Source organism: Kaistella jeonii (genome assembly GCF_000812865.1).
GTDB lineage: Bacteria > Bacteroidota > Bacteroidia > Flavobacteriales > Weeksellaceae > Kaistella > Kaistella jeonii.
Genome location: NZ_JSYL01000003.1, coordinates 1 through 15,747 on the forward strand (window position 1 = coordinate 1; position 15,747 = coordinate 15,747).

Genomic DNA, 15,747 nt, shown 5'->3' on the forward strand with positions numbered 1-15,747 from the left:
CTTATTTTGAACCTTAATTTCTTGGCTCGAAATAAAATCCTGGAAATAATTTTTAAAAGCAATAACTTTTCTTACTTTCATTTCACAAAGGTAATTTAAAAGTTACAATTTGACAGGTTTTATTTTAATGTTTCTTTCGGGGAAAAGTTGTCATAGCATATCCTACAACGTTTTGCGTATTGGCGATGGTGCGGCTAAAAATACAAACTTTTTCTATTATAAATTAATCTTCGGAAAATCTGAAATCTTTAAACTTGCGATTCCCCCGCACTATTGCCAATACGATGTTAGCAGAAGTTTTTTTATTTTTGAATTACGCTTTGTGAGGGCTTAATTTCTGTCTGATCAGAGCTTTTTATCAATTTAACATTGGGCTCTACATACATTGTTTTTATATTTTTGTTATTTGAAATATTGAGTTCCTTAATAGCTGTACCATAGAAATAGAGTTGGTAAACCTTAGGATTGTTTGAAATGTTTACTTTAGTTAAGTTTTTACAGCCATCAAGATTCAAACTTTCAAGATTTATATATTCACTTGCATCAAAACTTATAAAATTGTTGTCACCCAAATATAGTAGTTGAATTTGATTATTTAATTTTATATCGTTTAAATTTGACATTGCTCCATATAAGGTTTTAAGATTTTTTATTTTTGATAAATCAATTTCTTTTGAATTTTGATTTTGACTAATTCCCAAAACTTCCAATTTTTCTAATTTATTGAGTGGAGAAAAATCGCTAATATAATTTCGATTGAGAATTAGTTCTTTTAAATTTTTAAAATCTTCTATTCCCAATATATTTGTAATATTCTTTTGTGTTAGATCTAGTTTCGTAACATTTAGTAATTCATTTTCTTCGAAATATCCATTTTTATTTAAGTCAACTTTATTATCATAAAGAGCATCTGTGAAATTTTGGTCCAGATATATTTTTTTGTGAGGTTGACAATTAAATAATAAAAAATTAATAGTTAATAAAAATAAAATTAGTTTTGATTTCATTTTGAAAAGTGTGTTTGTATAAAATTTCTGCTAACTTGTATATATGTCTTACATCGTCAGACAAATACAACGTATTTGGTAGGGATTTGTCTGATAGACGTAAGACTTATTTCTAATCACTAATATATCTATTTTTTCTTTATAAATCGTCAAATGGACTTTTTATGTGTTGTAAACTATTTGTACTTACGTGTGTATAAATTTCCGTAGTTCTGCTGCTGTTATGTCCTAATAACTCTTGGATATATCGCAAATCAGTTCCGCTTTCTAATAAATGGGTGGCGTAACTATGCCGCAGCCAATGCAAGGTAACCGGCTTTTTGATTTTGGCTTTTCGTAACGCTTGTTTTAATACCGCTTGAAGACTTTTTGCAGAATAAATAGTACCTGCTTCCTGACCTTCAAAGAGGTAAGTTTTTGGTTTGTAAAGCTGATAATAGATCCTCAATAAATCTAAAATTTTTGGGGATAAAGGCGTAATTCTGTCCTTCTTTCCTTTTGCTTGTTTAATGAGAACAATATTTCTTTTAGAATCAATGTCCATTGGTTTTAATTGGATTAATTCATTGCAACGCAGACCGCAACTATAGATTAAAGAAAGCATGGTTTTGTGTTTTACATTGGCATGTGCATCCAGAATATTCTTTACTTCGTCTTTACTCAAAACGTTTGGAAGCACTTTGTTTTTCTTCGGTCGGTCTATTTTATCAACGTTAATATTTGTATTACGTATAGTCCTAAAATATAATTTTATGGCACTTGTTATTTGATTTTGATAGGAAGCAGAAAAATTATTTTTTAGAATATGATCATTATTAAAATCCAGTACATCAGTGTTTGTTAGTTCAGAAATAGATTTATTTCGGAAATAAACAAAAAATAATTTTAAGGATTCAGAATACGTTTTGATTGTGTTGCTACTATATCTTTTTGCAGAAAGCCACCGAATAAATTGTTGGAGATGTTCTTCGCCTTCTCTCGAAGGAAGAGTATCTTCCCGTTGAATAATATTAAAACGTTCCCTGTTTTCAAAAGTATCCGGAATATGCCACAGCTTTTTTTGCGCACTCCACCGCGCATCACTAATCAGTTTTATTCTTCGGATGAGATCTTCATCCTTCCCGAATTCTACAGCAATTCTTTCTAAATTATGGTGTTTGATTAATTTTGCTTTCCAAATCATAGCATGCTGATTTTGAGGGATAAAGATAACTAAATTAGAGACACAAACATTCTAAAAGTATTTTACTGGAAATGTTATTGGTTGCTTTTTTTTCGTAATGCATTTTTTTTTAGGAGAAGAATTCGTGGCTTAATCAATTTACACTCTAAGAGCTTCTTTAAATTAAAAAAAATTAAACACATTAGTCACCTAAGAAATGACTTCTAATTGTAATGATTTAGAGCACATGAGTTAAATAAATCTTTGATTTTTAACTTTTGTGTACTTTCATTCACAGTATTTTTACTTAAAACTAATGTCAATAATGTGCTTAAAAATATTTAAAAAAACTCTAAAAGTAAAATTTCAATAGAACAAAATATCCGAAATTTTAGCCCCGATCGAAATGAAAATCCTTTTTTGTCTCGGCTTTAGACGAGATAAAAAAGATTGTAATACAGAGCGGGATCATTTTTTGGAAGACAAAATAACCTCGTTGCTCCTCAATATAGAAGTTCCTTTATTTCCTACACTTTGTCCCAAAATAAAAAGCACTGAAAAATCAATGCTTTTTATCCTTTCACTTTACTTTTTTCCCCTTAATCCGGGACAGGTTTTATGATAAAAAAAGTCCGGGAGATTTTCCCAGACTTTTTATTTTTAAACGACTCCTTGAGCCAACATTGCTTCTGCTACTTTTACGAAGCCCGCGATGTTTGCACCTTTCACGTAATTTACATAACCGTCTTCTTCTTTTCCGTAGTCTCTACACGCTTTGTGAATGCCGATCATAATTTCTTTTAGTCGTGCATCAACTTCTTCTGAGGACCAGTTTAAACGAATTGAATTCTGTGTCATTTCTAATCCAGAAGTTGCAACTCCACCAGCATTTGAGGCTTTTCCGGGAGAGAACAAAACTTTGCTGTCTAAGAAATAATTAATAGCATCTAAAGTTGAAGGCATATTTGCAGCTTCAGTTACACAGATCACGCCGTTCTCAACTAATTTCTGAGCATCCTCCAGGAATAATTCATTTTGCGTTGCAGCAGGAATTGCTACGTCACATTTCACATTCCATGGTCTTTCTCCAGCGTGGAATTCTGCTGTTGGATATTTTTTTACATAATCTTCAGCTCTGTTATTTCCAGAAGCACGAAGTTCTAATAAATAATCTATTTTTTCACCGGTAATTCCGTCTTTATCGTAGATATAACCATCTGGACCAGAAATAGTGATGGCTTTACCGCCCAGTTCTTCTACTTTTTTTACTACACCCCAAGCAACATTTCCAAATCCTGAAACAGATACGGTTTTCCCTTTAAAGGTTTCACCGATTGTTTTCAACATTTGTTCTGCGAAATAAACAACACCGTAACCTGTAGCTTCAGGTCTGATCAATGAACCTCCGTAAGCCAAACCTTTTCCGGTTAGTACTCCTGTAAATTCGTTGCGTATTCTTTTATATTGTCCGAATAAATAACCAATTTCTCTCGCTCCAACTCCGATATCTCCTGCTGGAACATCAGTTTCTGGACCAATATGTTTGCATAATTCTGTCATGAAAGCCTGGCAAAAACGCATTACTTCCATATCAGATTTTCCTTGAGGATCGAAATCTGAACCACCTTTTCCACCACCCATTGGTAATGTTGTCAAAGAGTTTTTGAAAGTTTGCTCAAAAGCCAAAAATTTAAGAACGGATAAATTTACCGTCGGATGAAAACGAATTCCACCTTTGTAAGGACCGATCGCAGAGTTCATCTGAATTCTAAAACCTCTGTTGACCTGAATTTCGCCTTTGTCATCAACCCAGGATACTCGAAAAATAATAGTTCTTTCCGGTTCTGCCATTCTTTCCAAAAGCTTCATGCCATTGTATTTTGGCTTGTTTGCAATAAAAGGAATTACAGTAACTGCAACTTCTTTTACAGCCTGAAGAAATTCTGGCTCATTGGGATTTTTAGCTTCGATTTTAGCGATGAATTCTTCAATCTTTTGCTCTACATTATAGTGTTCCATAAAATGGTAATTATTATTGTTAACAAATTTAATTGTTTTTTCAAAACTTACAAGTAAAAATTTGCAATTTGATAAAATATTAATAAAATTCAACTTTATTTTTATTAAATCGATAATTTTACCACTTATTGTGTTGATTATTGAATGTTAAGTTAATATTACTAGATTTTTAAAAATGAATAAATACTAAATCGCAAGATATTGTCTTCCCGAAAGTGCTTTGATGTATCCCGAAATTTCCAATTGTAGCAAATCTGGCAATATTTTATAAGTAGCAATTTCTATTTGTTCCGACAACTCATCCAAAGAAATAGGCTTGTTTTTATCAATTGCGTTTAAGATATTTTGTTGCATCTCCGAAAGTTGAATTCGTATTTCGGATCGTGGAAAAAGTTCGCCCGTTTTTTCTTTATCCCCGTGAAAACCAAGTTGTTCCCCCAAAGCTGAAATCGTAGAAATAATTGCCGCTTTATTTTGAAATATCAACTGGTTGCAGCCTTGACTGTATTTATCTGAAATTCTTCCAGGTAAAGCAAAAACTTCCCGATTATAATTGAGGGCAAAAGTTGCAGTACTGATGGAGCCGCCACCAAAAGCAGTTTCCACCACAATAGTTGCAGGAGACAAACCTGCAATAACACGATTTCTCTGAATAAAATTTTCGCGATCAGGCTTTTGGGAAGAATTAAATTCTGAAAAGAGGACTCCATTTTCTTCCAGGATTTTCTCTGATAATTTTTTATTTTTTGAAGGATAAAGGGTGTGAAATCCATGAGCTAGAACCGCAACAGTGGGGATTTGATTAGCTACCGAAACTTGGTGAGCTTCAGTATCAACACCTAAAGCCAAGCCACTTACGGTGATTATATTTTTGTTCTTCACCTCTTCTAAAAAATCATGAATGAAATGTTTTCCGTAGGAAGTAATATTTCTTGTTCCGACTAAACTGAGCGGTTTTAAAGAAGCATCATAGATTCCTTTTTGATAGAGAATTGCAGGTGCATCTTCGCATTCGTTTAAAAGTGTAGGCAAATCATTTTGATGACGAAGATTAATTTTGATGTTATTTTTCTCGCAAAATTTTAATTCTTTCTCAGCAAAATCTAAATGGTCGGGATTACCAATTTCGAGGGAAATTTTTTTGCCAATTCCGTAAATGTTTTTTAAACCTGATTTTGAAAGATCCCAAACTTCTTTTGCAGAACCAACTTCACCAACAAGTTTACGGAAAATAATATCGCCGATCAAAGGGCAATGTCGAAGAGCAACAGAATAAAGCGTTTCTTCCGAAAACATGGTTAATTTTTATCAAATTTATAGAAAATTAATCATTTCTTGCGAATTTCATCTAAATGATCCCACAAATCTTCTTTTTTTCGGTACGGAAGCTCTAGGAAATCATCAGGATGGTTTTCTTTATATTCCTGCCACAATTTATCATCCTTTTCACTGTAATAATTAGGGAATTCCCAGATAAAGCGAATATTTTTCTCTCCATTTTTTCGAAAAACGAAAGCGATAATTATTCCCACGACTGCGCCAGAAAGATGAGATTGCCAGGAAATTCTGCTGGGTTCCGGGAGATGAGAAAACAATTCCTCGGGTACCACGCCCCAAATTAAACTTCCATAATATAATGCTACGACAAGAGACACCGTAAGCAGTTTCATATTCCACCGGAAAACGCCACTGAAAAAAAGGAAAAATGCCAAAGTATAAACAATTCCACTTGCACCAATAATGCAAACATGGTTAATATCGCCGGTAAAAATATCAATAGGCGGAAGAAGCCACACCAAAAACGCCGAAACAAACCACCCCAGAAAAAATACTTTTTTACCGATAAAGGGATAAAACTGAAAAAGTAGAAAAATTAGAACGAAAATAGGAACGGAATTTCCGAAGATATGTTCAAGACTACCATGAAGAAAAGGAGAAAAAAAGATGCCCTTTAATCCAGAAGGATTTAGCGGAATAATTGCTCCACTGCAACCTTCAAACCAACCGAGATGCTGCAGAAGAAATCCGATCCACATGGCCGAAACCATTGCTGCTGCGTATAATACTGCTTTAAAACTGAGGGATTCCTTAAACATAAATACAATTTTGTCAAAACTGTTGCCAAAAAAATTAATAAGTAAATATGGCTATAACTTTTTAATTGAAGTTAAGAATTCAGACAAAAAGTTCTAATTGTTTGCATTTAATTTTAGAGATTTCAGGGTTTATCATAACTTTGCACACTATGAGAAAGTTTTTTTTAATCGCTATTTTATTAATTACTTCGGGAAAGTTTTTAACGCAAATTTGTACAAACACTTTAAAAGAAATCGATTCTATTTCTCAGAAAAGGTGGGATTCTGTTGCGTTGGATCTTGACAGTTTGGCGAATCCAAAGTTGGTGAACTTTGACATCCATTTTAAAGATACCATCGTTATTCGCGATAAAATAGTCATGGCAGATCTTACGGAAAGCATTCCCATTACGCCTTACAACATTATGAAGTTGACCACCGCAAAAAGATGGTTCTATTTCGGACAAAATAATTTTGTTTTTAATCAGTCCTCGTTCTCTAACTGGAATTCTGGTGGAAATAATAATATTGGCATCATTGGAAAAATAAACTATAATTTTAGTTATAAAAACGGCAAGCATTTTCTGGATAACACGCTTCAGCTTGGGTACGGTTTTGTAGCCTCACAAGGAGAACAATCCAGAAAAACCGAAGATTACATTAACCTCATGACGAATTATGGTTATGATATCGGGAAGAATTTTTACCTCTCCACAGGTTTTCAGTTTTTATCGCAGTTTTCTCCCGGTTATAATTTTTCCACAACACCGAATCCGACTTTTGAAGACCGTATCTCCCGTTTTATGGCACCAGGATATTTGAACGCAGGTTTAGGTATATCATATAATCCGAATGAAAACTTTCAGGTGATTTTCAGACCGATCAATGGTAAGTTTACTTTTGTGCTCGATCCTTATCTGCAAAAAGAAGGTAAATATGGGTTGGAACATGATGGGCAAAGTGTTCGTGCAGAGTTAGGTGCTTTGGTGAATATTCTCTACCGAATTAATATTTATAAGGACATTAATCTGGTGAATCGGATCAACTTTTTCAGCAGTTATACAAACCAACCTCTAAATGTTGATGTTTCCTATAATGGAACACTGAACTTCCGATTCAATAAATTTATTTCTACCGTCGTAAGTTTAGATCTGCTTTACGATCATGATCAAATCGAGAAACTTCAATTGAAGCAAACGTTGGGAATTGGCTTTTCCTACAATTTTGGTTATGAAAACAGGGAGAAGAATAAAAAGTTGATAAAACCTTTTATCACGAATTAATGGGAGGTAGCGAAGATTTAAAAGTTGTTTTTCTTAATTCTTAAAAATAGGTGGCACGTGAATTGAGACTTTGTTTATCATAACTTAATATTATGAAAAAGTTTTTTTTATCAGCAATTATTTTAGGTGCCTTCTCTTTTGGATATTCACAATCAACGTATTATAATGATTATTCGAACAGTGTAAACACGATGAACTGGGAATCGGTTGCCTCAAGTTTGGTTCTGAACGCCACCCAGAAACAGCAGTTAACGAATTTGAACAACCAGTATCCAACCTACGACTCCTGGAATGCGAAATATGCAAATCAGCCGGAAAAATGGTCGAGTGATCGGTACAGTTCGATGCAGAGGATTTTGGGTAATGATAAATACACAAAATTCAAAAATAAATATTACAAAGGCCAAAATCCTGTAGCCGTTTACAATAAAAACAAGCATCACGATTCGAGAAAAAAACATATGGAGCATAAATCCAAACACAGAAACGAATCTTACAAAGCGAGAGATTACGAAAAAAGTAAAAAACGTGGAGACGGAAGTCACCTTTGGGTGAAAGGTCACAGATAATTTAAATCTCCGTTTCAAATAATTATAAAAAAACCGACTCAGGATAAAACTTGAGTCGGTTTTTTATATTTGCTTTAACTTTAGCACATTCCAAATTGGAATAGCGGAATCAGTTTTCAGAAGAAAATATGACTTCACCGAACAATTTCAGTGATTAGACACTCCAGAATTCGCGGTCGAGACTTCGGTATTGAATGGCTTCTGAAATATGAGAGGAATTGAGCGTTTCCGTGAGTTCCAGATCTGCAATCGTACGAGAAACTTTCAGAATTCGATCATAAGCCCGCGCCGAAAGATTCAATTTTTCCATGGCAATTTTGATGAGATTTTTTGAAGTTTCATCGAGCTCACAAAATTTTTCAATTTCTTTCGGACCCATTTGAGCGTTGTAGTGAATTTCTGTGTCCTTATATCTTTCGGTTTGAATTTCGCGTGCTTTCAAAACCCGGTTTCTTATTCCATCGCTTGTTTCCCCTTTTCTTTTGTCGGCAAGTTGTTCGAATTCTACTTTCTGAACTTCGATATGAATATCAATCCGATCCAGAAGCGGGCCTGAAAGTTTGTTCATATACCGCTGCATTTCAAACTGAGAAGAAGTATTGTTAGGATCATCCGGAAAATAACCACTCGGACTTGGATTCATGCTTGCGACCAGCATAAAACTCGCTGGATAATTCACTGTGAATTTTGCGCGGGAAATGGTGACTTCGCGATCCTCTAATGGTTGGCGCATGACTTCTAAAACCGTTCTTTTAAATTCGGGCATTTCATCTAAAAACAAAACGCCGTTGTGCGCCAGGGAAATTTCTCCTGGTTGCGGATAACTTCCTCCGCCGACGAGTGCAACGTCAGAAATCGTGTGATGTGGACTGCGAAAGGGTCGAACCGTCATCAACGAAGTTTCCGTTCCAATTTTCCCCGCGACGGAATGAATCTTGGTCGTTTCTAAAGCTTCTTTCATCGTTAATGGCGGCAAAATACTTGGGAGTCTTTTCGCAAGCATGGTTTTTCCGCTTCCGGGAGGTCCGATCAAAATAATATTATGTCCTCCTGCAGCAGCAACTTCCATGGCGCGTTTCGCGGTTTCCTGTCCTTTAACTTCAGAAAAATCGAAAGGGAAAAAGTTTATTTTGTCTTGAAATTCTTTTCTAGTATCTAAAATAGTCCTTTCCAAAGGAATATCTTCATTAAAAAAATCGATAACCTCTTTTATATTTTCGATGCCGTAGACTTCGAGTTGATCTACGATCGCTGCTTCCCGAATATTTTGTTTTGGTAAGATAATTCCTTTGAAACCTTCTTCTCTGGCTTTGATGGCGATGGGTAAAACTCCTTTGATGGGCAATAAACCGCCATCTAAGGACAATTCTCCCATAATGATGTATTCACCGATATGTTCAGCTTTTATCTGATCAGAAGCCGCTAAAATACCCAAAGCGATACTAAGGTCATAAGCAGAACCTTCTTTGCGCAGATCTGCAGGAGCCATGTTGATGGTAATTTTTTTGCCCGGGATTTTGAAACCTACATTTTTGAGCGCGGCAGAAATTCGGTAACTGCTTTCCTTAATGGCATTGTCTGGTAAACCGACCAAATGATAGCCAACGCCGGAAGTATCCACATTTACCTCAATCGTAATTGTTTGTGCTGAAACTCCAAAAATGGCACTTCCATAAACTTTTACTAACATAATCTGTGTTTAATGAATAAAAGTAGGGAAATTTGGCGGATTGATAGAAAATTTATTTGAGTTGATCAGTTCTGTCATCAAAGATCCACATCAGTACTGGTTTTGAAGCTTTTTGCAGCATCGGGTCAACTACTTTAAAACTTGCATTAGAAATCGTGGGACAGCCCCAACCTTCGGGAGTGCCATTGGGAAAAACCTCTTCATCAGAAACAGCTTCCCAGGAATGAAAAACGATATATCTTTTTAGTGCATTACTATTTGATTCCTCCAGACCATGCATCAAATATTTAATGTTGATACCCCACTCACTGTAGGCTCTAGCTCCAATTTTGTATTTTCCGAGGGAAGAACGGTGACTGTCTTCTACATTGCTGAAAGTCGGATTGTCTTTTGTGGTAGAAGTGCTCCATTCATTATCTCCACAACCGTGACCTACTAAGAAACGATGGGTTATTTCATTTTTTTTAAAATCCCAGATGAGGAATCTCTTTTTTCCGGAGTGAATTTCCATATCAATCAGAATGCAGAAATCCTCATTCATTTTATTTTTTTTACAGAATTCTAAAGCTTCGGTCGCTTTTACGGCATAAGTTTTTACCGGTGTTTTCGATAATGGAGCATTCACTTTACTGGACTTTTTAATTGAGTTTTCCTTCGTTTTATTGCAACTCAATGTCAATATAAAAAAGGAGAAGATGCAAATTATGGAGAGAATTTTACAGAGCATAAAGCATTGAATTTGGAATTGAAAATATATGAAATTTTCACAGATCATTTTTTGTAATTTATATTGAATTTCATTTGGTAAACACCATTTTGTTTGAATAATTATATTTTAGGTCTGACTATTGCGTACCTATTACTGACTTCAGTGAATTAAACAAAATTCAGTCGAAATTAAAAATACATAAAATTTAAAACCTTTAAAATGAAATTTAATATCATCATAAATAGTGCTTCAACCATCGAAGAAATCAAAAATTACTGGAAAAATGAAGATTATACCAACCTGTTAGAATTGTTTAACTTCCCAGATGCAAATACCATTAAACCTGAAAGTTTTGGAGAAATGCTCTTTATGGCAATCACCGATTTTGAACCCAACGAAGCCGCGAAAATATTGCTGACTTATAAATTATCAGCGTTTTTAAATGAGGGGCAGATCGACCAAATGTCCAACGATATGTTACTGGATAAAATTTCTGAGGAGTACCCGGAGATCGAACTCCATTATGATCTGTTTAATATTAACCAATTGTTATTTAAAGCCTACAATGGGAAATTTCCCAATGCGAAAGCAACAATCGTTAATTTTACAATGATCGCTGCCGATAAATTTGATGGAGAAATAACAAAAGAAATAGTTTTAAAATCGCTCGATCGCGGAATTTCCGACAGCAATATTATTAAAAGATTATTTTCAGAGCAGATGTCTACAGATCTTCATTTTGAAGAAGCTGAAAATATTTTATGGAAATTAGAGGAGACTAAAGATAATGAGTTTACCCTAATTACTTCAGAATACTGGTTAAATAAAGACGAAATTATCGGAGCAGAATTTGAAGGAGAATGTTTGCTGGCAGAAAGTACTGAAGGATAAGATTGCAACTTAAATTTAAAAAAAGACACAAAAAAAACTCCTCAATTTCTTGAGGAGTTTTGGGTGGGCCCTGAGGGATTCGAACCCCCGACCCTCTGGGTGTAAACCAGATGCTCTGAACCAACTGAGCTAAGAGCCCGATACCGTATTTGATTTCTCAAATTTTGGTTCGGCAAATGTACAAAAATTTTCTACTTCTCCAAATTTTTTTCTAAAAATTCTCCCACTACAAAGTTGCTGCCACCAATAAAAATCATTTCGGTATTTTTAACATTCTGTTTTGCAGAAAGATAAGCCTCCTGAACTTTATCAAAAATTTTATAATTTATTTTCGATTTTTTTAATAATTCTTCATAATCTCGAGGGTGACGACCACGATTGTTATTAGGTTTGGTAAAATAGTAGGTGGAATCGGAGGGAAGGATCTGTAAAACTTCATCAATTTTTTTATCATTCACAAAGCCCAAGATAATATGTTTGAACTTTGGGATTGAATTCAGTTGTGCAAAAACTTCTTTTAAACCTGCCTGATTATGCGCTGTATCACAAATTGTTAGGGGCTCAGATGAAAATTCAAACCAGCGGCCAATGAAATTGGTATTTTTTTGAACTTTTAAAAGGCCTTCCTCGATATCTTGAGTAGAAATCTCAATTCCGATAGTTTGCAATTGCTGGATGATTGCCAGGACCACTTTAATATTCTTTTTCTGATAATTTCCTTTTAGATCTGAACTTAAGGTTGTTTGAAGGGCAGTTGCATCAATAAATGTTGAATGCATCACGATTGCCTTTTCTTTAAAAATATTTTTGACAATTTCATTCTCATCACCTGAAATTATGGGCACATTTTGCTTGATGATCCCTGCTTTTTCTCCTGCAATTTCTTCGATGGTGTTTCCCAATAGATCCTGGTGATCAAGAGCGATATTGGTTATTGCCGAAACGAGCGGAGTAATGATATTGGTGGAATCTAATCTGCCACCTAAACCGACTTCTATGATGGCATAATCAACTTTCTTTTGGTAGAAGTATTCGAAGGCCATGATGGTCGTAAATTCGAAGAAAGAAGGCGTAATTTCTTTGGGGAGTTTTTTTAGCTTTTGAATGAATTGATAAACAAATTCTTTATCGCAATTAATACCGTTTATTTTTATTCTTTCTGTAAAGTCGATAAGATGAGGTGAATTGTACAATCCAACTTTGTAACCCGCTTCCTGTAAAACGGACGCAAGCATATTACTGGTAGAACCTTTGCCGTTGGTTCCGCCGATATGGATGGTTTTTAAATGATCTTGCGGATTACCGAAAAGCGCACAGAGTTTGATGATATTTTCGAGTCCAGGTTTGTAGGCTTGTGCTCCATCATTTTGGTAATTTGGAATTTGACTAAAAAGCCATTCTACTTCTTCTTGGTATTCCTGATTGGTCATGGTGCAAAATTCTCAAAAGTTTTTGAGATAGAGAAAAAATTGAGTTGTTAATTTTAATCTGGAGAAGAAACGAAAACTGCGCCCCTGATTGACCGGCCTGTTTGAGCTCTTTTTATACTTTTTTCTCAGAAAAATTATAAAAAAGCGAGTAGTGAAAGCAGGAAATGTGCGCCCAAATACAAGTGATCAATTTAGAAAGTGATCTGGTAAACGCCTGTTGATGAGGTGTTTGCTTTCTCCGCTTTTACATATCTTTTTACCCACGCCACCGAATTTGTAGCCACACAGGCATCGGAAACGCCACCCAAACGACGGGCTGAAATGACATTTCCGGCTTTATCGACGGTGTAAGAAATACTGATCGTGCCGCTCGCAGAACAATTGTGGGTAGGTTGCGCGCCGCCACGCCCCATTGTTCCCGGAATAAAGCCAATTAATTTTCGGTCAACACCAATTTTGCTGTCACCATTACTGTCGCCGCCAAGAGGATCTCCAGCGTTTCCAGTGGTGCCATTTTTTCCCTGACTTCCTGCTTTTGTGCCTCTTCCTTTGATCAAATTGCCGATCGCTGCAGTTCCTTTTCCGTCGCCGTTTCCTGTTTTTGAATTGGGAGTGGTAGCTTTCGCAGCTGTAGTTTTAGAAGGAGTTGATTTAGCAGGAGTTGCTTTTGTAGCTGTTTTTGTCGTTTTCGATATCTTTTCTACTTTGGGTGCAGAAACCTTGGTATTGGTTCCGGTTATAATTTTTTCTTTTACTACAGGTTTCGCGGGTTCTACTTTAGGTTCAGGTTGGGTTTCCGGTATTGCTTCTAGAACGGTTTCCGGAACTACGGTTTCTGTATTTGCAGCCAAACTTCCTTCCTGATTTGCCGGTTCTTCTAACTGAGCACCGTTTTTCTCATCGCCAAAATTGATAAGCATTGTGGTAATTTGCTCTGGCTTTTCTGTAATCTTCGTGAATTTATAATAGAAAATTCCTAAAAAAATCAGCAGCGAAACGAGGAAAGTAAAAAATGCACTTTTCCTTCTGTCCTTTTCCTGATTTTTTTTATGTTGAATTGTATAATCCATATTGTTCTTAAAATCCTTTGTCTGAAGAATTAAAGCAAAATTTTAATTGTCTTCCTGAGTTGTCGCAATGGCTAAATTAAAATGGTGCGTTTCTGCAATTCCCATTACAAAAACCACGTCTTTGTGCTTGGAGTTTCCATCTGCGCGAATAGTAAAAGAAGGGTTTGCCTCTCCTTTTAAAGCATTCACCAATTGATTTTCGAGTTGTTCTTTTGGGATCTCCTTATCGTTTACAAAATATTTGCCATCTTCTTTAATCGTCACTGTTGAGGGATCCTGAACACTCGGATTTGTAGCATCTGCTTTAGGAAGTTTTACATCAATGGCACTTTGACTGATGGCGGAACTGGTGATCATGAAAAAGATCAATAACAGAAAAATAATATCTGTCATCGATGCCATACTGAACTCGGCGTTAACTCTGTTTCTGCGTTTTAATTCCATTACAAAGGTTTATTTAAGGCATCCAAAAATTCATTCACGTGGGTTTGAATTTTCAAAACCAAACGATCCACATTCGTTACTAAAATGTTATAGAAAAAATAGGCTGGAATACCGATGAACAAACCAACTGCTGTTGTTGCCATTGCCGTATAAATTCCGGAAGCTAACAATTTTGGACTTACTGCACCGGTTACGTTTGAGATTTCAAAGAACGCCATGATCATTCCGACTACTGTTCCTAAAAATCCTAACATTGGTGCTGCTCCGGAAGCTGAAGCTAAAATGTTCAGATTCTTCTCCAGTTTCGAAACTTCAAGTTGTCCCTGATTTTGCATCGCGTTGGAAATGTCGGAAATGGGTCTTCCAATTCTCGCCAAACCTTTCTCGATCATTCTGGCTTCAGGGGAATCAATTGTTTTGCAATAATCTACTGCGGTTTGTATTTTTCCTTCCTGTACAAAATCTTTTATATTCTCCAGAAAATTTGGAGTGGCTTTGGAAGCTCTTTTAATAAAGAAATATCTTTCTAAAAAGATATAAAGGGCTAAAATTCCTAAAAGAAAAATAGCGATCATAATTATATTTCCGACAATTCCGCCGCTGAAAAGAATTTCCCAAAGAGAGAATACATGTTTTTCGGTTGTCGTGGTAATAACTGAAGTTGGTGTTTGTAAAAACATTTTTTAGTTTTTGATATTAAAATTGAACGGCAAAATTACCTTAATAGTATAAATTTTAAGGTAATTCTCGAATTTGCAATAAATTTTGGGAACTTAATCTTCTTCTACTTCAATGACGTCGGGTTTGAAATGACATTTCATTTTAAAAGGAATGGGTTCACCAGAACCCGTATAGAAATCATCGATAGTCCCTTTCCAAAGAAGTTGAAGTTCATTTTCTGAATTTCTATCAAAAGAAAGTTCACTTTCATAAAGATAAGCATCTTCATCATCGAAAAGATCTACTTCGGTGTAGTTGTCCTCAGAAGTATCGGTTATTTTAATATTTTTTCCGACGAGTTCCTCTTCTTCAATGGGGAACTCAATAATATTCAATGACAGTTGAGGGAAATTGTATTGTAAAGAATCATCATCAACATGGTCTAAAGAATCATCAGTAATGATTTCAACTTCTAGAAAATGTTCTTTGTTGCTGTAAACCGCTTTGCAGTAAGAGCTTTTGATGTGATATTTAAGGGTTTCTTCAGGGTGGTAGATTTTTAAAATCCCTTTCATTTTTTAAGAAAAATAGTTAAGTAATTTGTTTTGAACTGGTTCAACAAAGATAAAAAATTGATTGATTGCGCAAAGTGTTTTGCTATATTTTTAAAGAAGTAAAGCTAAAAAACATACAATCGATAATGTTTCCAAATAATCTGCGTTTGGAATCTAATTAAGA

The 15,747-nt window shown here is 35.1% G+C and carries 15 protein-coding genes and 1 tRNA gene; 3 read left to right on the plus strand and 13 right to left on the minus strand.

The window, feature by feature from the left end:
• Window positions 1-302 precede the first annotated feature (302 nt).
• The 5 genes from OA86_RS06415 to OA86_RS06435 all read right to left on the minus strand — a co-directional run bounded on the left by OA86_RS06415 (window position 303) and on the right by OA86_RS06435 (window position 6,284).
• On the minus strand, window positions 303-1,007 hold the full coding sequence (locus OA86_RS06415; RefSeq protein WP_039350639.1) for a leucine-rich repeat domain-containing protein: 705 nt from the start codon (window positions 1,005-1,007) through the stop codon (window positions 303-305).
• Between the two features lie 139 nt (window positions 1,008-1,146).
• Complete coding sequence (gene xerA, locus OA86_RS06420) at window positions 1,147-2,190, minus strand: site-specific tyrosine recombinase/integron integrase (protein WP_039350642.1); 1,044 nt, start codon at window positions 2,188-2,190, stop codon at window positions 1,147-1,149.
• Between the two features lie 639 nt (window positions 2,191-2,829).
• The gene (gene gdhA, locus OA86_RS06425; protein WP_039350645.1) at window positions 2,830-4,188 is read right to left on the minus strand and encodes an NADP-specific glutamate dehydrogenase; all 1,359 of its coding nucleotides are present in this window, start codon (window positions 4,186-4,188) and stop codon (window positions 2,830-2,832) included.
• Window positions 4,189-4,374: 186 nt separating this feature from the next.
• Window positions 4,375-5,484: a DNA-processing protein DprA gene (dprA, locus tag OA86_RS06430; protein ID WP_039350648.1), complete on the minus strand. Its 1,110-nt coding sequence runs from the start codon at window positions 5,482-5,484 to the stop codon at window positions 4,375-4,377.
• Between the two features lie 32 nt (window positions 5,485-5,516).
• Complete coding sequence (locus tag OA86_RS06435) at window positions 5,517-6,284, minus strand: rhomboid family intramembrane serine protease (protein WP_039350651.1); 768 nt, start codon at window positions 6,282-6,284, stop codon at window positions 5,517-5,519.
• 149 nt (window positions 6,285-6,433) lie between these two features.
• On the opposite strand from OA86_RS06435, the gene OA86_RS06440 reads away from it, so the two are divergent.
• Complete coding sequence (locus OA86_RS06440; RefSeq protein WP_039350654.1) at window positions 6,434-7,546, plus strand: DUF3078 domain-containing protein; 1,113 nt, start codon at window positions 6,434-6,436, stop codon at window positions 7,544-7,546.
• 92 nt (window positions 7,547-7,638) lie between these two features.
• Entirely contained in the window at window positions 7,639-8,115 is a 477-nt protein-coding gene (locus OA86_RS06445; protein WP_052257420.1) for a hypothetical protein, read from the plus strand.
• A 154-nt stretch (window positions 8,116-8,269) separates the two neighbouring features.
• Here OA86_RS06445 and OA86_RS06450 read toward each other — a convergent pair whose 3' ends face one another.
• Window positions 8,270-9,805, minus strand: coding sequence for a YifB family Mg chelatase-like AAA ATPase (locus OA86_RS06450; protein ID WP_039350656.1), 1,536 nt, complete (start codon window positions 9,803-9,805; stop codon window positions 8,270-8,272).
• Between the two features lie 52 nt (window positions 9,806-9,857).
• Window positions 9,858-10,430: a murein L,D-transpeptidase catalytic domain-containing protein gene (locus OA86_RS06455; RefSeq protein ID WP_246008029.1), complete on the minus strand. Its 573-nt coding sequence runs from the start codon at window positions 10,428-10,430 to the stop codon at window positions 9,858-9,860.
• A 303-nt stretch (window positions 10,431-10,733) separates the two neighbouring features.
• Here OA86_RS06455 and OA86_RS06460 point away from each other — a divergent pair, with 303 nt between their 5' ends.
• The gene (locus OA86_RS06460) at window positions 10,734-11,405 is read left to right on the plus strand and encodes a hypothetical protein (protein ID WP_039350661.1); all 672 of its coding nucleotides are present in this window, start codon (window positions 10,734-10,736) and stop codon (window positions 11,403-11,405) included.
• A 64-nt stretch (window positions 11,406-11,469) separates the two neighbouring features.
• Here the strand turns inward: OA86_RS06460 and OA86_RS06465 are convergent.
• The 6 genes from OA86_RS06465 to OA86_RS06490 all read right to left on the minus strand — a co-directional run bounded on the left by OA86_RS06465 (window position 11,470) and on the right by OA86_RS06490 (window position 15,584).
• A tRNA-Val gene (locus tag OA86_RS06465) sits at window positions 11,470-11,544 on the minus strand.
• Window positions 11,545-11,596: 52 nt separating this feature from the next.
• A complete protein-coding gene (locus OA86_RS06470) occupies window positions 11,597-12,835 on the minus strand; it encodes a bifunctional folylpolyglutamate synthase/dihydrofolate synthase (protein ID WP_039350664.1) in 1,239 nt (412 codons plus the stop codon).
• A 191-nt stretch (window positions 12,836-13,026) separates the two neighbouring features.
• Window positions 13,027-13,905, minus strand: a complete 879-nt coding sequence (locus OA86_RS06475) for a hypothetical protein (RefSeq protein ID WP_039350667.1) — start codon at window positions 13,903-13,905, stop codon at window positions 13,027-13,029.
• 42 nt (window positions 13,906-13,947) lie between these two features.
• On the minus strand, window positions 13,948-14,349 hold the full coding sequence (locus OA86_RS06480) for an ExbD/TolR family protein (RefSeq protein ID WP_039350670.1): 402 nt from the start codon (window positions 14,347-14,349) through the stop codon (window positions 13,948-13,950).
• Window positions 14,349-15,029 carry a MotA/TolQ/ExbB proton channel family protein gene (locus OA86_RS06485; protein ID WP_039350673.1) on the minus strand — a complete coding sequence of 227 codons (681 nt, stop codon included), beginning with the start codon at window positions 15,027-15,029 and terminating at the stop codon, window positions 14,349-14,351. The genes OA86_RS06480 and OA86_RS06485 overlap by 1 nt, the downstream gene beginning before the upstream one ends.
• A 93-nt stretch (window positions 15,030-15,122) precedes the next feature.
• A complete protein-coding gene (locus OA86_RS06490; RefSeq protein ID WP_039350676.1) occupies window positions 15,123-15,584 on the minus strand; it encodes a hypothetical protein in 462 nt (153 codons plus the stop codon).
• Between the last annotated feature and the right edge of the window lie 163 nt (window positions 15,585-15,747).